Origin of the sequence: Roseobacter sp. HKCCD7870 (genome assembly GCF_037830315.1) — a bacterium.
Classification (GTDB): domain Bacteria; phylum Pseudomonadota; class Alphaproteobacteria; order Rhodobacterales; family Rhodobacteraceae; genus M30B80.
Window position 1 is genome coordinate 969,566 of record NZ_JBBLYO010000001.1, and the last position, 17,035, is coordinate 986,600.

Below are 17,035 nucleotides of genomic sequence, written 5' to 3' on the forward strand. Positions count from 1 at the left end.
CTCCCTAAATACTAATTAAGGGTTTAGGCCTCGGCTTTTAATAGATTGCCAACACGAATTCCGCCAATCACGAGAACCGCAATAATCATACCGCCTTGAGCAATCTCCACCTCACCTCCAGTGAACCCCAAAACTGGCATCAGAGTTCGCATTAGTATGAGAAAAAGTGCCCCCATCGCGCAGCCAATTATTGTAACTTTGCCTCCAAAAAGGGGTGTGCCCCCAACAACAACCGCGCCAATGGAGAGCAGCAAATAGGGCTTACCCATATCCAAAAATGCACCGCCAGATCTTGCTCCAAGTAGAACGCCAGTTAAGCCTGCCAAAGCGCCGGAGATTACAAAAGCTCGCACAATTACTTTATTAATCGGAATACCCGCCATCTCTGCGGCCTGATGGTTTTGACCGGTGGCAAGAAGAAGACGGCCAAAGCCAGTCGAAAAATAAACAAACCCGGCCAAAGCAGAGATCAAGCCCGCCAATAACGCAATTACTGGAACTCCGAAAACTGACTGCGTTACGACAACCGTCAACAAAGGCGCGATATCGTTGGCTGATAGCTCACGGTTGGCTAACAAACAGAAAGTCGTCACAACATAACCCACCGCCAACGTAGCTATAATTGCGGGGATCCGAGCCAAGGCGACAAGTAATCCATTTAAAATACCGATTAACGCGCCCAACCCCATCCCTGCGATTAAGCCGATCCAAGTAGCTTCATTTTGGCCGCCAACTAACCAAATACTTAAATAAGCGGATAATGTGATTACCCCGGGCATTGATAAATCAACGTTTCCTGCCGCTGTCATCATCGCAAAGCTTTGCCCAATCGCCGTAATTAGTAGAAATGAGCCAGAAACAATCGCCGCCACTATAGGACCAAAACTCAATTGGCCTGCATTGAGCATTAAAATTGCCCAAATTAGTAAAGATCCGCCCAACGACCAAAGCCAAGGAACTCTTTCTGATAGTGAGTTTAAAGTCATGTTAAGCTCTTCTCGTTGCGATTGTACGGACCAATAAAATGGTGAGCAGCAAACTTCCTTGAACCATAGGGGTAAAATCAGTGTCCAAATTCAATTGCCCCAGAACCAAATTTATAAGGGTCAAGGAAATAGCGGCACATACCGCCCCAACGGGGCGTATGATACCTCCAGAAAGCATGCCCCCTCCCATCACGAATGCCGTTACGCTCAATAGAGTTAAAGAACCGCCTGCATTTATGTCCGAAGCAGTGTAAATGCCTGTAATCAATATGCCACCAACTACTGCAAAAATACCCGCAGATAACCAGCGAAAGAATTGGAATTTAACAGGTCCCCAACCGCCATCTTTCAATGATGAAGGGTTGTTACCAAAACCCCTTAAGATTGTCCCAAGTGTCGAACGGTTCACCAAAACTGCAATTGCCGTCACACTTAAAATCAGTACTACCGGTATAGGCACAATTGGGAATTGAAAATAAATAAGGGACGTTATCCACGATGGAGCGCTTCCACCTGGGATTGGCTGAATTATATATCCTATCCCAATCCATATAAAGCTCAGTCCTAGAGTAGCTATAATCGATGGTACTTTTCCAATTACAACCAAAAGTGACGTTGACGCATATGTTAATAACAAAGCGCACAGAATAAGGACGCCAAGAAAAGGTGCGTCCACCAAAAAAGTAGCGGAAACGACGCTTATCAGCGCCATAAATGGCCCAATCCCGAGGTCTATCTGGCTCCCACCTATTATGAACGTTTGTGCGAGTGTTGCAAAAACCAACGGCACCGCACCTGCTAGTATTAAGTCCAAGCCAATGTATTTTACTACCATCGGATTGAACCAAGCCGCCAAAATAAACAATGCGAGCATGATTGCTGGGGCCACAAAATCAAGAAATTGAATATTCTGGTGTTTGCCTTTTTTAGTTTTTAGGTGGGAATCAACTCCAGAAAAGCTTGCATGGATAATCGCTTCTTTTGAAAAATTTGTGTTGTCTAACTCTTTAATAATAACTCCGCCACTAAAGACTAAAACCTTATCACATTGTTCAAACTCATCGTCCTCAGAACTATTCCAAACGACCAAGCGACCAGATTCTGCAATATCTTGTAAAACATTATAAATCTCGCGCTTGACGCTGGAATCAACTCCTCGAGTTGGGTCATCCAGCAACAGGACGGGTTGGTTGGTACAGAGCGCTCGAACCATTAATGCTTTCTGCTGATTGCCCCCGCTTAAATCTAAAATGTTGTCATTAAGCCGTTCTTTTGAGAGGCCGACCCGATCTGACCACTTTAGAACTTTTGACCCAACTTTTTTTTCTGGGTAGCAAACTTCCAAACCCATTTCTGCGATAGCGGATACAGTCGCGTTTTGTATAACTGAATTTATTGGGAAAATTCCGTCGCGCCGTCTATCCCCAGACACAAATGCAGACGTTTTTGAATCAAATAGTAGGTTTCTGAGAGCCTCTCGTTGCCCTTGACCTTCTAAGCCAGCCAATCCAACGACTTCACCCGCACGTAATTGGATGGTATTGCCTGTTGCATTAACTGGATCACGAGTATCGAACTCGAAAAGAACTTGCCCATGAGATCCTCTCCGATCACCGTCTAATGTTTTTCTCAGATCATGAGATCGGCCACCCATTTGGCTGAAAATTTTTTCTTCATTGGTATCGCCTGTCGCGCCACTCCAAACTATTTTACCGCTCTCCATTACGGTGACGGTATCAACGAGTGAAAGGACATCCCTAATTTTATGACTGATAAATACAACTGAAACACCAGTATCAGAAATTTTCTTTAAATATTGATGTAATTGTTCCGCACGAGGTCCATCCAAAGAACTTGTTGGCTCGTCTAAAATAAGTAATCGCAATTCTGGATCAATTGCCGCTCGAGCAATCTCAACCATTTGCTGCTGTGCTAAGCTTAGATCGCCAACAATGGTACTAGGACTGATCTCTGTGTCAGGAAAAATGTTTTCAATGGCGGCTTTTGCGATTGGCGAAAATGTTTGTTTGGTTGCTAATGGGTTTTTACCGAAATCCGGCATCTCAAGAAAAAAATTTTCGGAAACTGATAGATTGGTACATAAAGATAGTTCTTGATGGACTAGCCTGATCCCTAGCTTCCTCGCCACTTGCGGGTTGTAGTTGGCTAAATCAATAGCTGCTCGATCTAACGTGGCTTCGCCACTATCTGGCGTCACAACCCCACAAACGATTTTGATTAACGTACTCTTTCCAGCACCGTTAGCGCCGAGCAAACCCATAATTTCGCCTTGAGCAACAGAGAAACTTATATCTTGGTTTGCTTTTGTGGAACCAAATTTTTTTTCAATTCCACGAACTGCAAAACGAATATCGCCAGAGCGACTTTCTAAGTATCCCATTACATCAAACCTGTTTTCTTTTGATAGGGTACTGGCCTACTTCAATACCATTATTCATCATAATAAATAGAGGCCCCCCGCTAATGCATCGAGAGCCTCTAATATTATGCTTTGTTCAGTTTAAAAGGTTTTCTAGAACCCAAGATTCCGGGCGTTCTACACTTACTACACTGTTATCGGGAAGGTCACCGAGGCTCGCCAAGTCGTCATCTGTCAGAAGCGTTACAGGATACGGAGTTACCTTTTCAGGAGTAGCTCCCTCTAGGATATTAAGTGCAAACCATAGCGCTGAAGCACCAATGCTCGGATCGGGAGCTGCCGATACTGTTGAATAACCGCTATCAGCGTTTGCTTGCCGCCACCAATTCACAAAATCAGTTGAGTTACCTCCAGAAATCGGCGGTATATCTCCAGCGTAATCTGATGATTGCAAGAATGCTTGAAGAACACCATATGCGTCTCCACCACCTTGAGCGAATACGCCGTCAATATGCGGGAGATTTGGAAGGGCGTTCGCAACCTCTGCTTGTGCAACCGGGCCCGACCATTCTCCAAAAAGTTCTGCTACGACGTTTAAACCGGGATTGTCATTGAGTACATTTTGCTGGCCCGAGTATATTGCGTTCTCCGCTCCGTTGCCTCTCATTCCTCTCACCACTAGCAAATTGCCTTCTCCACCCATAACATCGGCCACACCGCGAGCGGTTGTCGTTCCGTAATCCTGGAAATCAACGGTCAACTTATACGCACATTCCGCGGTCGGTACATTATCAAAACCGACGACCAAAATACCAGCCGCACATGCGCGTTCGACCACTCCGTTCAGAGCTGTTTCAGATGCAGCCACAACCAAAATGGCATCTACACCGCGCAAGATGAGATCATTAATATGTGCAACTTGCGCTTCTACGCTCCCATCACCGTTGAGCGTAACAAAGTCTGCTATCCGACCTGAAGTTTTTGCTTCTTCGGCAGCAGCCTCATATGCATCAACCATAATATGCCGCCAAGTATTACCATAATAACTATTGGACAAACCAATTACGAAATCGTCTGCCGATGCTGGCGCAGCAGCGAACGTAGTAATCAGGGCCAATGACGAAAGACTTTTTGTGAACACTTTCATAGAAAGTTCTCCCTATCCAGTGGACCTAAGCCAACACGTAGTGCCGACTATTGGGCTGGGAGGCATAAAGCGTCGGTCCGGTAATAGCTTTGCCTACAATTATGACACCGCCACACACACTCTGAGTCAAATGTAGTTCAATATTGTGGTGCTTATTTTATATTATGAAATATAATTTCATGCAGAGTTAGAGCGAGTATCAATCACTGAAAGTCGCTGCATATCTCATTTATTCGGCAGATTTTTGTTTTTCACGCTGCCAAATGTACAGACCAGACGCAATGATTATGGCGGCTCCAAGCAATGTCCAAATGGTCGGATAAGTATCAAATATTACAATGCCGGCCAGTGAAGCCCAAAAAACCTGGCTATAAGTCAGTGGAGCAATAATTGACGCATCGGCCCATCTGTGAGCGATGGTCGAAGCAATATGGCCTATGAAACCAAACGCTCCAATCAGACAAACCACCAGCCAGGTTAACCCTGTCTCAGGCCAAACCCACACATTCATAGCAAAAGGCAACAGTGCCGCGGACGCAATGCCGCTGGACCAGACATGATGGGTGGCGTCAGTCTCAATCCCTGCAAGTAAGCGCGTCATGATAAAATATGTTGAACCCATCAGCAGAGTTCCAAGGCACAAAAACATTGCCGGATGAAACTCAGCGCCCCAAGGTTGGATTACAACCAAAACACCCAAAAACCCTACGCAGACGGCCACAATTCTACGTATGCCCACCTTTTCTCCTAAAATTGGTATGGCCATCAAAGTAATTACTATCGGTCCGGCAAACGAAATCGTGATGGTTACCGTTATTGGTAAGAACTTCAACGCTTGAAAATTTAGAAGTGTAGCAAGAAACAAAGCGCATGAACGGAGCGTCTGCTTCCAAGGAGCATTGGAATGAAACGCGCCTAACCCCTCTCGTGGAAGGTACATGAATAACGAGTAGATAAAATGGCCAAAATAACGACAGAAAACGATCTGGAAGACCGGAATACCAGCAACGTTCAGCCACTTGGCAGACGTATCAATGCAAGTGAAAAACACCACGGCTAAAGCCATGGTCAGAACTCCGGCAACAACTCGATTTTCTTTGGGCGCTGGGTCGCTCACTATCCAGAGCCTACATCGTCATGCCACCGTCAATGGCGACGCATTGACCGGTCATGTACTTCGTTTCGTCGGAGGAAAGATACACCACAAGCTCTGCGATTTCATCCGCGGTACCAAGTCTTCCCATTGGCTGTCGCGCAACAAAATCTTTCATCGCCTGATCGTAATCACCTGTTGCATGCAAACGGCCCTGTAAACTTGGTGTATCTACAGTGCCAGGTGCAATACAATTCGCGCGAATACCGCGCGTAATATAATCGGCGGCAACCTGTTTGGTTAGGGCAATAGTTGCGCCTTTAGATGTCCCATAAATAAAGCGGTTGGGAAGACCGCGGAGAGATGAACATACCGATGCGATGTTCACAATGGCGCCATGACCGCGCTCTAACATCCCAGGAACAGCGGCTTGGATTGCGTGAAAATGAGCCCGCACGTTCAGGTTCATCGCCAAGTCAAAATCTTCATCAGTTGCTTGCTCAATCGTACCAGAATGCACAATCCCAGAGCAATTCACCAAAACGTCTGGCTGTGCTTTTGTTACTGCGGCAACCAGGGCAGCCTTATCAAGAACATCAAGGGCAAAGGTTTCCGCGACATTTAAGTCATCCAGAAATTTATCATGCAAATCCGTAGCAATGACGTGTGCGCCTTCGCGCGAAAGAGCAAGAGCACTGGCCCGCCCTATCCCCTGCCCGGCAGCAGTTACAAATACGCGCTTACCTTGTAATCTCATGATGATTTCCTTCTCAAATTTTCAACCATCCAGTCCACAATCTGCGGGACCATTAAACCCCCTGCGCCACCTTCAACAATTTCGGCAAGCGTGGCGTTAGCCGCACCTGACATACGGCTATTAAGGCCTAAATCTTGGGCCATTTGTCGATAATAGCCGACATCCTTAGCTGCATTTTGTGCTGAGAACGCCAGATCGATCTGCCCTTCGGTAGCGTAATTTCGAACAAATTGCATCATACCTGAATGGTTTGGTCCTGCCGCCATCACCTCATAAAGAGATTGACGCGCGATTTTCGCCTCATCGGCGAGAGCAAAAGCCTCTGCCATCGAAATCGCCGTAGTCATGGCAAAGTAATTATTGATCAACTTAATTGTGTGACCATTACCAAGCTTGCCTAAATGGAAAACATTTTCACCCAAGACGTCCAGAACCGGCTTCACGCGTTTGTAAGCATCTTCGTCGCCGGCACACATAATATTTAATTTGCCATCATAGGCGTGGGCAGGGGTGCGCCCTAAAGGTGCATCAAGATAAATCGCGCCTTTCTCAGCCAACGCCACTCCGATCTTTAGCGTGGACGCCGGCAGCGAGGTGCCAAAATCAATCACAATTTGATTAGGCTTTGCGCCCGCAAGCACACCGGCCTCGCCAAAAATTCGCGCTTCCACCTGTGCCGATGTACCCATGCAAAGCATCACAATATCGACCGACGCTGTTAGACTTGCAGCGTCTAGCGCTTCAACCGCGCCCTTTGCAGCGACTTCCTCGATCCCACTACGATCTTTGTGCCCCAAAACCGTTACAGGATGACCCGCTGCCAAGAGGCGGGAAGCCATCGCTCGCCCCATAAGGCCCAGTCCAATAAATCCAATGTGTTCAGCCATATGCTCTACCTTTTATCTTTTCAAATACCACGGAAATCTTGGGGAACCTCGCCACGAGATACAGGCTTTCCGCGCTTTGCCGACAAGGCCGTAGCAAGCGTCATTTCCATCGCCAGAATGCCTGGGGATCCAGTGCACAGGACATCATCATGTGCACCATCTATAACCGCAGCAAACCGCTCCATCTGAGCAAGGATCGGATCAATAGAATTATAAGCAGGCGCTTCAAATTGAGACAGAGCCCGTCCCCATTCAACTTCACCAGAGTAATCGGCCCTCCAAATCTTTCGTGACGGAAACTCCATCGATGCTCTTGTACCAGAGATCTTAATATAGTCCTGACCTGTCCCTGCAATATTTGGATTTTCGAACGTTCCTGCCTCAAAACTCCAAGGCGAAGCCCCAGCATCAGAGATTAAAAAAGATCCTAAAGCTCCATTTTCAAATCTCAACGCCAATGAAGCAGTGTCTTCGATTTCTAACTTGCGGCGAGCAGATGAAGTCAGTGCAGTTACCTCACTGATTTCACCAATTAAAAAGTTCAGTAAATCGATTTCGTGGATCAAATTTATCATAAGAGGACCCGCACCTGGCTTACGACGCCAAAGTGGGTCGAAATAGCTGTCATTTTTGCGTAGCGACCAAAAACCTTGAACACCAACCAAATCACCGAGACTTGAAAGCTCTTCACGCGCCGAAACCGTGAAAGGATGGCAGCGCCGATGATGCCCAACAACCAGCGGGATGCCAGCTTTTTCGAAAGCATCAACAACTGCACGAGCCTCACCGAGTGTTGCCGCCACGGGCTTTTCAAGAAGCACTCCGAGCCCTTTATCCAAAGCCGACATAGAGTTCTCGTAGTGAGCTGGAGTTGGTGTCGCAATGACAGCAGCCCGAACATTTTTGGGCAAGTCATCTACGGCGGACACAGCAGACAGGCCGCTTTCTGTAAGTTTAATCCGCCGGGCTTCATCCGCCTCTACAACAGCAACAAGGTCAACAAAATCAGACTTTAGCGCCACTTCTACATGGCGCGCTCCAATTAATCCTGCTCCGATAACACAAATTGGGAGAGGTTTTTTCATAATCCTACCTTACATCACCGCGCCAACTTGCCATGGTACAAATTCAAAATCACCCAACCCCTGCGTCTCAGATTTTGATTTCTCACCAGAGGCCATACGTAACCAAGCATCATAGATTTCACGTCCTACTTGCTCGACAGATGCGCCGTCAGTGAGAATACGACCGGCATTCACATCCATGTCTTCAATAAGTCGGTTATACATCTCAGTGTTTGTTGCTACCTTTAAAGTCGGTGAAGGCTTAGAGCCAAAAGCCGAACCACGCCCTGTTGTGAAGACAACTAGGTTACAACCACTTGCGATTTGTCCCGTAACACTTGCCGGGTCATATCCGGGGCTATCCATGAAAGTGAACCCCTTGGCTGTGACCGGCTCAGCGTAATTATAAACACCGGTAAGCGGAGTGGTCCCTCCCTTGGCCGCTGCGCCCAAAGATTTTTCCAAAATTGTGGTCAAACCGCCCTTCTTATTTCCGGGAGAAGGATTGTTATCCATCGACCCCCCATTGCGCGATGTATAAGTTTCCCACCATTTAATTAATTCAATCAGCTTATCACCAACTTTGCGATCTGCTGCACGGGCCGTCAAAAGGTGTTCGGCCCCATAAATTTCAGGAGTTTCGGCCAAAACTCCCGTGCCTCCCTGCGCAACTAATAGATCACATGCATATCCAACTGCTGGGTTAGCGGTAATTCCAGACCATGCATCTGATCCGCCGCATTGAAGGGCAACCATTAACTCAGATGCGGGGCATTTCTCACGCTGGGCTTCATTTACCAAAGGCAGCATGGCGTTAATTTTTTCGATACCCCATTCGACTGTCCGGCGAAGTCCACCAATATCTTGAATATTCATTGTCTGAAACAATGGGCCAGGCTTCAAACCATAGGCTTCGATCAGCCAATCAATTTGCATCATCTCACAGCCTAAACCGGCCATAAGAACTCCACCAACATTTGGGTTTCGTGCATATCCCCAAAGAGTTCGCTGCAGCAGCTCAAAGCCAGTGCCGTCTCCACCCATTGCACAGCCAGTTCCATGGACGAATGCAACCACCCCGTCTACATTCGGATACGCTGCGAGACGTTCAGAGGTAAAGTGTTCGGCGATTAAGCGAGCCGCAGTTGCAGAGCAGTTAACGCTGGTTAAGACTGCAATATAATTACGGGTACCAACGCGACCCGTGGCACGTCGATACCCCATAAAATAATCTGTCTGATCTGCAGCAAGGACAGGACGCAGATTAGTCGAATATTCATACTCGGTATCTACGTTACGGAATTCCAAGTTGTGCGTGTGGACATGCGAACCCTTCGGTATGTTGCAACCAGCGTAACCAATGGTTTGCGAATATTTGATAATTGCTGAACCCGCCGGAATATCCTCTGAAGCAACTTTGTGACCTCGAGGAATTTCCTGAACCGCACCTTCATCTCCAATTTTAAGAGTTTCTAGGGCAGTAACAACATTATCAGATTGGGAAAGTCTTACTGTCTTCATATGCACACACCACTAAACTTAACGTCCATAAAAGAACGCGCGCAATTTATTTCACAATTACGCGCGCTCCAATTTTGATCAGTTATTGACCTATCCTAAAGGAATAACGTCACCATGTTAGGCCAAATAAGCAATACACCCAAAGCGCAAAGCTGCAGAAGAATAAAGGGCAGGAAACCTCTAAAAATGGCCGTCAATGTGATATGCGGCGGCGCAACCGATTTTAGATAAAACGCCGCTGGTCCGAATGGTGGCGACAGGAAGCTTACCTGCATGTTCATACAGAAAACCACACCAAACCAAATTGCGACATAGCGAGGCTCGAGCTGGCCTATTAGTCCTATCTCCTCAATCGGAAGCCTTGTCACAATGGGCAAAAACACTGGCATGACCAAAAGCACAATGCCAATCCAGTCCATAAACATGCCCATGATGAGGAAGATGAGCATCATCATCAAGATAACGCCCATTGTCGGCAACTCCGAGGCAACGATCAAGTTAGCCACGTAAGTTGGTCCCCCAGCTAGCGTGTATGATGCTGCCAAAGCTGCGGCACCGATAGTGACCCAAATAATTGTACCGGTAGACTTCAAAGTCCTCATAAGGCTGTCCCAGACAATCTCGAAGGTCATTTCGCGACGGACTAACCCAAGCACAAACACTGCTATCACGCCCATCCCAGCAGCTTCTGTGATCCCAGTAATACCCATATAGATGGAACCCAGAACAACCCCAATCACGATCGTAGGGGCAATCAAGCCTTTGCCCATCTCCCAACCACGTTCGGTTCGCTCTTTTCCAACCAACAAAAACACGGTCGCTGTAGCCAAAGCAAAGGCTCCAACAATGTAGGGAATATCAGCAACCATCCCCAACGGAATTGGATCAATACCTTCTACGATTTTATTATCACCAGTGAGCGTGAAAAACACAGCTCGAATGAAGAGGACACCCGTCACCCACATGGCGAACTTAGCGAGAAAGCCAAGGAACAACATACCCTTTTCGGACCCACTAGGCATCGAAGGATCAGGCTCCGGTAGAGGAGCAAGTGACGGGTTTAGGTTGGTGCGGATCAAGATATAGAGAATGAAAAACGTCGCCAACATGAAGCCAGGTAGGAAGGATGCTGTGAACAAAGCCTTGATCGAAGTTTCAGTCACCAAGCCATAGAAGATCAAAACGATAGATGGCGGGATCATTGTACCCAAGGAGCCAGACGCACAGATGGTTCCGATTGCCAGATTTTGATTATATCCAAGACGCAGCATTTGAGGCAAAGCGATGAGGCCCAGAAGTACAACCTCACCACCAATAATGCCGGACATGGCAGCCATAATGACCGCCATGATCGCGGTAACTACTGCAATACCACCCCGAGTTCGGCTCAACCAAACGTTCAGAGAACTGTACATGTCTCGGGCGATACCACAGCGCTCTAGTAGTGCCGCCATGAAGATAAAGAGAGGAACCGAAATCAGAACATAGTTTGTCATCTGGCGATAAATTGCCTGACTGAGAACGGCCAATGGGCCAGAGCCAAAATCTCTGAAGATCAATTCCGGGCCAAACTTCATGCCCAGAACAAGAACTGCCAACGCAGCTGATGCAAACCCAAGCGGCATACCAATCGCCAACAAGGCAAACATTGAAAGGAGCAGAACAAGACTAATTGTGCCGATGTCCCCAGTCTTGATCCACGAAAATAATTCCAAAAATTCCATGTTTACTGCTCCAAAGTCTTACGGATATTTTCGATTTCCGTTTCATCAATGTCATCGTGGGCAAGGTGCTCAGGAGCCTTGTTCCAATCTGAGAAGAGGTTGGACACAGCTTGCACAGCGACCAAGCTGATGATGGCCAGAAGTGAAGCCTTCAATGTGCCTGGGATGGGTGGATCCCAAAACGTTCCGAAAACCTCCATACGGGCCCAACGTGCTGCTGCATCGTTGTAGCCACCCCAGACAAGCGCAAAGGCAAAGAAAACGATTAAAACAACAGAAATAACGTCAGCAGTTTTTTGCGCCCAGCGCGGCATCATATCGTAGATAACATAGATCCGAATATGGCTTCGCTGCTGCATGGCGTACTGACCAGCGAACAAGAACACGAAAGCAGCAATCCAAAGTGACATCTCGTTGGCCCACAAAGTTGGCGCTGAAAACACATACCGCGCAACCACCTCGTAGAACATTACCATCACAATTACAGCAATCGCGATCATGGTAAGCCTGGACGTCACCAAAGTTAGTTTGTCAAAAAAGCCGTCGGGCACGGGTTCAATCGCACCTTTGGTGTCAGAAAAATAAAGCGAGGTCATGATTAAGGTAAATGCAACTGATACCCAAGTAACCGGTACAATTGGCCGCCCTTCAGGCCGGATCATCTCATACAGGCCCATACCTTCGTCTGCCCACAAATGGGTGGACAAGAGATACAAGTAGATGACGCCCGTAATACAGCCAGATGCAATCGCTAGCATTTTTACTGGTTGGCGCATCTTCCCCAACCAAAGACTATTAGTCTGCATAATTTGCCCCAATCACTTGTTGGTTTAACCCTGCTGGAAGGGGCTGGCGAACCTGGTAGTTCGCCAGCCCCGAGCTAACCGCTAATTGCGGCCATTAAGCATTAGTTGATCAAGCCCAGAACGGTCATGTACTCAACATGGCTGTCTACCAGCGCAGCTGCCTCAGGCGAACGTGTTGCCCAGTCAGCCCAAGCTTCTTGAGCCATCGAGCGGAACATCGCACGATCTTCTGCCGACCAGTCGTGAAGCACGATACCATCCGCTGTCAGCTGAGCCGCCGCTTCAGCGTTTGCCACGTCCATGTAGAGGGTCAGCTGCAGAGAAAGCTTCTGCCATGCAACTTCCATGATGCGTTGCTGCTGCTCAGTCAAACCATCCCAGACGTCCTTATTACAGGCCAGGTGGTCAGATGGCATTGAGTGGAAGCCAGGGAACGACGCATGTCCTACGATGTCGTAAAGACCCATTGCTACGTTGTTAGCAAGTGCAGAAGCGTCGGCGCCGTCGATAACACCCGTCTCAAGAGCGGTAAAGATGTCAGTGAAATCCATCACGATTGGCGATGCACCAAGCTTCTCAAAAATCTCGGTCTCCATTCCGGGAGGCGAGCGGAACTTCCAACCTTCAAGATCTGCTGGTCCAGCGATTGGACGGGAAGAAGACATCGATTCTTGGCCAAACAGCGACCATCCGATGAGCTGCATGTTGTATGCATTGTACAGCTCCTGGGCATCCTCGTATCCACCGCCCTGGTAAAGCCAAGAATACTGCTGCCATGGAGTGTCATAACCACCCATGATATCGCCCAAGAATTGGAAGGCAGGGTTTTTACCAGTTTGGTAAGCGGCGCCGGTTGCGTCGCAATCCAGAATGCCGTTAACCGCAGCGTCCCAAGTTTCAACAGAACCCACAACAGATGAAGAGAAGAACATCTCTACGGTAATGTCTCCGCCAGACATCACATTTACGTCGTCAGCCCACTGAGTAATATGACGACCAAGCGGCGTCTCTGCTGCGTGGTGAGTTTGGATCCGGAGATTAACCGGGTCCGCTGCCGCTGCTCCAGCGACCATCGCGCCCGCTGCAGCCGTTACTAAAAGCGATTTAATTTTCATCGTTCCTCCCTTTGCGGCTTTAGCCGCTGAGTATTTTGCTGCTGTACTGCAGCTTTTAAGTTTCGATGGCGCACCATCTAGAATCGACGGTAGCCAAAGCGCTATCGACAATCAACAACTTTTGGTATACCAAAATTTTTAATCTCAATTATTTCAAACGCTGTTTATTGGTTTGTTGTCGATTGTGAAGTTTCTATGTCAGAGTTTTCATCGCAAAATTTGGCCGACCAAACGGCTCTAAAGCTCAGAAGATGCATTCTTAGAGGTGACATCAAACCTGGCGATCCAATCAAAGAACGAGACACAGCCATCGTGATGGGTGTGAGTCGTACGCCGATGCGCGAGGCGATCCGTATGCTATCCAAGGAAGGGCTCATTGAGCTTCGGCCAAGCAGGAGTCCAGTAGTTGCAGAGCTGAATATAACATCCGCAACAGAGCAGGCTGCAGTCCTTATTGCTTTGGAAAATCTTTCCGTTGAACTAGCGTGCGAAAACGCGACCGAGAAAGATCTCGAGGACATGCAGCAAATTGTTGAAAATATGGATGCGAATTTCTACCAGTTCGACCCCCTCGACATGTTTGAGATTGACATGTCGTTTCATACAGCTATCGCCAAAGCGTCGCACAACTCGGCACTAGCAAAGACACATCAAGCCTTTCAGCAACGGCTATGGCACGCACGCTATTTAGCCGCGCGGGAACGTCGCAACCGAGATCGTGTCGTCAGTCAACATAACTCTATCCTAGAAGGGTTAAAAATGAGAGACAAACGGGCCGCTTGTAGCGCAGTGGGAGCGCATCTGGCGCAATTAGCCGAAGATATTCGTCAACAGATTACAAACCAAAATGCCCGGAAGGGTACATGACAAGATCAAATCAAGAGTAGGAGAATAATAGATGAAATTACTGCGCTACGGCCCCCAGGGTCAGGAAAAGCCAGCCATTCTAGATGCAGAAGGCCAAGTGCGCGACCTGTCGGGCCATGTCGCCGATTTCGCAGGCGCAGCCGTGTCACTTGAGGCTTTGGACGCAATCCGCAAAATCGACATCTCAACGCTACCCGTTGTTGCCAATCCTGGTCGGATTGGGGCCTGCCTTGCCTCTGTGCCTAATTTCTATTGCATTGGCTTAAACTACGCCAAACACGCCGCCGAGACAGGCGCAGAGCCCCCAAAGGAGCCCATCATTTTCTCCAAAGCGACATCATCCTTGTCTGGCCCGTTTGACCCTGTGGTCATTCCACGCAATTCGGTCAAAGCCGATTGGGAGGTCGAGCTTGGCGTGGTGATCGGCCGCGAGGCGCTTTATGTCAGCGAGGCAGATGCGCTCTCCTATGTGGCGGGCTATTGCACCATTAACGATGTCTCAGAGCGCGAGTTCCAAATCGAAAAAGGTGGTCAGTGGATCAAAGGCAAATCTGCCCCAACCTTTGGCCCTACAGGCCCCTATCTGGTCACCGCAGATGAGGTTGGCGATCCACAAAAACTGGGGCTAACCTTGTCGCTGAATGGCGAAGTTGTGCAGGACTCGAACACCGATGATATGATTTTTGGTGTCGCGAAAATCATCTCCTACATGAGCCAATTCATGAAACTGGTTCCAGGCGATATCATCGCGACAGGCACACCTTCGGGCGTAGGTATGGGGATGAAACCGCAACGATTCCTCAAGCCAGGTGATATGATGGAGATCGAAGTGAAGGGTCTCGGCGCACAAAAACAAACAGCCGAAGCTGCAAGCTAAGGCCATCTAAGTTTCCCAAGGCGGGGTTCGCCCGCCTTGGTTTTTTATGTTCGGCCAGAGTTTGTCCCCATGTCGCGCACGCCCAACCTTAACGGCTTTCTGTATTTCGAAACCGTGGCACGGCGGGGCACGATCAGCCGCGCCGCCGAAGAGATGTCAGTATCGCCCTCAGCGGTCAGCCAACAAATCAAACTTCTTGAACAAAATCTGGGCGTAAAGCTGTTCCGCCGTCAGGGGCGTATGTTGAGCCTGACGCTAGAAGGCGAGCAACTGTTTCAATCGGCCTCCGTGGCGCTTCGCATGCTGCGCGACGCAAGTCATCATTTCAAACGCGGGCGCGAAACTTATCAGCTGAATATGCGCGTAACCCCCAGTTTTGGGGTGCGGTGGTTGGGGCCCCGCCTGTCTGATTTCATCGCGCGCCATCCTGATTGGGATCTTCACATTGATGCTGCCCCCGACCCCACCGATTTTGACCGCGAGATGATGGAACTGGATCTACGCTATGGCACGGGGAATTGGCCGGGCTATCACAGCGAAGCGGTGTTTGACGATTGCGTGGTTCCCCTGTGCAGCCCCGACTACCTAAAAGAGCTCCCACAAAGCGGCGATGCCGCCGCCACCCTTGCCGCGGCACGTCTCATTGGCACGCCGCGGGCCTTGTGCCAGTGGGACTATTGGCTGAACCACAATGCCATCACCCTGCCCGAACGGCATATGCCGATTTTGATGGATCGCTCCTCTATGGCGCTGCAACTGGCCGTTGATGGGGTGGGCGTGGTGCTCGACAGCATGTCCTTAGCTATGCCTGAAATCGCCGAGGGGCGGCTTGTGCCAGTTCTGCCGCAAATTCCCGTTTTGCGCTTTACATCCTATTGGGCGATCTGCCCGAGCCGCTATATCAAGCGGCGCGCTGTGCAAGAATTTCTTGCATGGTTAAAATCGCAGACCAAGGATTTCGAAACTGAAATCACCGCTGCCTGCGCCCGCCACGGATTGCGTCAAACCCGTATAGAGTTCGACCTCGAGCGGGCGGCAGAGCAGCATTAGGTTTAGTGGATCAACGAACCGCCGTTCACATCGACCTCAGAGCCCGTGACATAGGCCGAAAGATCCGATGCCAAGAACAACGCGCAACCTGCCACATCCGAGGCTTCGCCCGCGCGCCCCATCGGGATGCCCGCTAGGATCTGCACCTTCATCTCAGGGGTCAGCTTGCCCGCCGTAATGTCGGTGGCGATAAATCCTGGGCAAATCGCATTGGCACGGATGCCATCAGGCGCCAATTCCCGTGCCATTGCCTTGGTCAGGCCCAAAACACCCGCCTTGGCCGCCGAATAATGCGGCCCGCCAAAAATACCGCCGCCCCGCTGCGCCGATACCGATGACATATTCACAAGCTTGCCACTTTGGCGCTCACGCATATGCGGGATTACAGCTTGGCTCATATTCAGCGTGCCAAGCAGGTTCACATCTAACACGGCATCATAGTTTTCATGGCGAATTTCCATGATCTTTAACGGCTGCGTGATGCCCGCATTATTGACCAAAATATCAATCTGGCCATAGGCCTGGAGGATCACAGCAACCGCGCGGTCGCAATCCTCTTTACGCGTCACATCGCAGGCAAGCCCGATATGGCCCGCACCCAAATCAGCGGCGGCTTCTTCGGCTTGGCCCTCGTCCAAATCCAAGATAGCCACTTTTGCGCCATGCTCCACGAAAAGCTTTGCCGTGGCCTTGCCCAATCCGCGCGGGCTTGCAGCCCCTGTGACGATGGCAATCTGTCCGTCCAGTAAACCCATTCTCGC

15 protein-coding genes are annotated in these 17,035 nt (G+C 49.1%); 3 read left to right on the top strand and 12 right to left on the bottom strand.

Annotation, left to right across the window (positions count from 1 at the left end; translation table 11 throughout):
* Positions 1 to 23: 23 nt before the first annotated feature.
* From AAC637_RS04910 to AAC637_RS04960, 11 genes are all read right to left on the bottom strand, one after another.
* Positions 24 to 986, bottom strand: a complete 963-nt coding sequence (locus AAC637_RS04910; RefSeq protein ID WP_340302563.1) for an ABC transporter permease — start codon at positions 984 to 986, stop codon at positions 24 to 26.
* Between the two features lies 1 nt (position 987).
* Positions 988 to 3,387, bottom strand: a complete 2,400-nt coding sequence (locus AAC637_RS04915) for an ATP-binding cassette domain-containing protein (protein WP_340302564.1) — start codon at positions 3,385 to 3,387, stop codon at positions 988 to 990.
* A gap of 115 nt (positions 3,388 to 3,502) precedes the next feature.
* Positions 3,503 to 4,513 (bottom strand): substrate-binding domain-containing protein, encoded by a 1,011-nt coding sequence (locus AAC637_RS04920; RefSeq protein ID WP_340302565.1) that lies wholly within the window; start codon positions 4,511 to 4,513, stop codon positions 3,503 to 3,505.
* 229 nt (positions 4,514 to 4,742) lie between these two features.
* Entirely contained in the window at positions 4,743 to 5,630 is an 888-nt protein-coding gene (locus AAC637_RS04925; protein WP_340302566.1) for a DMT family transporter, read from the bottom strand.
* A 10-nt stretch (positions 5,631 to 5,640) separates the two neighbouring features.
* Positions 5,641 to 6,363 (bottom strand): SDR family oxidoreductase, encoded by a 723-nt coding sequence (locus AAC637_RS04930; protein ID WP_340302567.1) that lies wholly within the window; start codon positions 6,361 to 6,363, stop codon positions 5,641 to 5,643.
* Complete coding sequence (locus AAC637_RS04935; protein ID WP_340302568.1) at positions 6,360 to 7,250, bottom strand: NAD(P)-dependent oxidoreductase; 891 nt, start codon at positions 7,248 to 7,250, stop codon at positions 6,360 to 6,362. Before AAC637_RS04935 ends, AAC637_RS04930 begins: the two co-directional genes overlap by 4 nt.
* Before the next feature lie 20 nt (positions 7,251 to 7,270).
* The gene (locus AAC637_RS04940) at positions 7,271 to 8,335 is read right to left on the bottom strand and encodes a Gfo/Idh/MocA family protein (RefSeq protein ID WP_340302569.1); all 1,065 of its coding nucleotides are present in this window, start codon (positions 8,333 to 8,335) and stop codon (positions 7,271 to 7,273) included.
* A 9-nt stretch (positions 8,336 to 8,344) separates the two neighbouring features.
* The gene (locus AAC637_RS04945; protein ID WP_340302570.1) at positions 8,345 to 9,835 is read right to left on the bottom strand and encodes a UxaA family hydrolase; all 1,491 of its coding nucleotides are present in this window, start codon (positions 9,833 to 9,835) and stop codon (positions 8,345 to 8,347) included.
* Between the two features lie 95 nt (positions 9,836 to 9,930).
* Positions 9,931 to 11,559 carry a TRAP transporter large permease gene (locus tag AAC637_RS04950; protein ID WP_340302571.1) on the bottom strand — a complete coding sequence of 543 codons (1,629 nt, stop codon included), beginning with the start codon at positions 11,557 to 11,559 and terminating at the stop codon, positions 9,931 to 9,933.
* A gap of 2 nt (positions 11,560 to 11,561) precedes the next feature.
* Positions 11,562 to 12,335, bottom strand: coding sequence for a TRAP transporter small permease subunit (locus AAC637_RS04955; protein WP_340302572.1), 774 nt, complete (start codon positions 12,333 to 12,335; stop codon positions 11,562 to 11,564).
* Positions 12,336 to 12,466: 131 nt separating this feature from the next.
* Positions 12,467 to 13,480, bottom strand: coding sequence for a TRAP transporter substrate-binding protein (locus tag AAC637_RS04960; RefSeq protein WP_340302573.1), 1,014 nt, complete (start codon positions 13,478 to 13,480; stop codon positions 12,467 to 12,469).
* Between the two features lie 195 nt (positions 13,481 to 13,675).
* Here AAC637_RS04960 and AAC637_RS04965 point away from each other — a divergent pair, with 195 nt between their 5' ends.
* From AAC637_RS04965 to AAC637_RS04975, 3 genes are all read left to right on the top strand, one after another.
* Positions 13,676 to 14,347 carry a GntR family transcriptional regulator gene (locus tag AAC637_RS04965; protein ID WP_340302574.1) on the top strand — a complete coding sequence of 224 codons (672 nt, stop codon included), beginning with the start codon at positions 13,676 to 13,678 and terminating at the stop codon, positions 14,345 to 14,347.
* A gap of 31 nt (positions 14,348 to 14,378) precedes the next feature.
* Positions 14,379 to 15,224 carry a fumarylacetoacetate hydrolase family protein gene (locus AAC637_RS04970; protein ID WP_340297414.1) on the top strand — a complete coding sequence of 282 codons (846 nt, stop codon included), beginning with the start codon at positions 14,379 to 14,381 and terminating at the stop codon, positions 15,222 to 15,224.
* A 69-nt stretch (positions 15,225 to 15,293) separates the two neighbouring features.
* On the top strand, positions 15,294 to 16,274 hold the full coding sequence (locus tag AAC637_RS04975; RefSeq protein WP_340302575.1) for a LysR substrate-binding domain-containing protein: 981 nt from the start codon (positions 15,294 to 15,296) through the stop codon (positions 16,272 to 16,274).
* Positions 16,275 to 16,276: 2 nt separating this feature from the next.
* Here AAC637_RS04975 and AAC637_RS04980 read toward each other — a convergent pair whose 3' ends face one another.
* Positions 16,277 to 17,029 carry an SDR family NAD(P)-dependent oxidoreductase gene (locus tag AAC637_RS04980; protein ID WP_340302576.1) on the bottom strand — a complete coding sequence of 251 codons (753 nt, stop codon included), beginning with the start codon at positions 17,027 to 17,029 and terminating at the stop codon, positions 16,277 to 16,279.
* Positions 17,030 to 17,035: the final 6 nt, after the last annotated feature.

Bases quoted from the DNA above. Each gene is read 5' to 3' on its own strand.
- AAC637_RS04970 (WP_340297414.1), top strand. From the start codon at position 14,379: ATGAAATTACTGCGCTACGGCCCCCAGGGTCAGGAAAAGCCAGCCATT.
- AAC637_RS04955 (WP_340302572.1), bottom strand. From the start codon at position 12,335: ATGCGCCAACCAGTAAAAATGCTAGCGATTGCATCTGGCTGTATTACG.
- AAC637_RS04960 (WP_340302573.1), bottom strand. From the start codon at position 13,480: ATGAAAATTAAATCGCTTTTAGTAACGGCTGCAGCGGGCGCGATGGTC.
- AAC637_RS04935 (WP_340302568.1), bottom strand. From the start codon at position 7,250: ATGGCTGAACACATTGGATTTATTGGACTGGGCCTTATGGGGCGAGCG.
- AAC637_RS04950 (WP_340302571.1), bottom strand. From the start codon at position 11,559: ATGGAATTTTTGGAATTATTTTCGTGGATCAAGACTGGGGACATCGGC.
- AAC637_RS04975 (WP_340302575.1), top strand. From the start codon at position 15,294: ATGTCGCGCACGCCCAACCTTAACGGCTTTCTGTATTTCGAAACCGTG.
- AAC637_RS04940 (WP_340302569.1), bottom strand. From the start codon at position 8,335: ATGAAAAAACCTCTCCCAATTTGTGTTATCGGAGCAGGATTAATTGGA.
- AAC637_RS04915 (WP_340302564.1), bottom strand. From the start codon at position 3,387: ATGGGATACTTAGAAAGTCGCTCTGGCGATATTCGTTTTGCAGTTCGT.
- AAC637_RS04930 (WP_340302567.1), bottom strand. From the start codon at position 6,363: ATGAGATTACAAGGTAAGCGCGTATTTGTAACTGCTGCCGGGCAGGGG.
- AAC637_RS04980 (WP_340302576.1), bottom strand. From the start codon at position 17,029: ATGGGTTTACTGGACGGACAGATTGCCATCGTCACAGGGGCTGCAAGC.
- AAC637_RS04945 (WP_340302570.1), bottom strand. From the start codon at position 9,835: ATGAAGACAGTAAGACTTTCCCAATCTGATAATGTTGTTACTGCCCTA.
- AAC637_RS04910 (WP_340302563.1), bottom strand. From the start codon at position 986: ATGACTTTAAACTCACTATCAGAAAGAGTTCCTTGGCTTTGGTCGTTG.
- AAC637_RS04920 (WP_340302565.1), bottom strand. From the start codon at position 4,513: ATGAAAGTGTTCACAAAAAGTCTTTCGTCATTGGCCCTGATTACTACG.
- AAC637_RS04965 (WP_340302574.1), top strand. From the start codon at position 13,676: ATGTCAGAGTTTTCATCGCAAAATTTGGCCGACCAAACGGCTCTAAAG.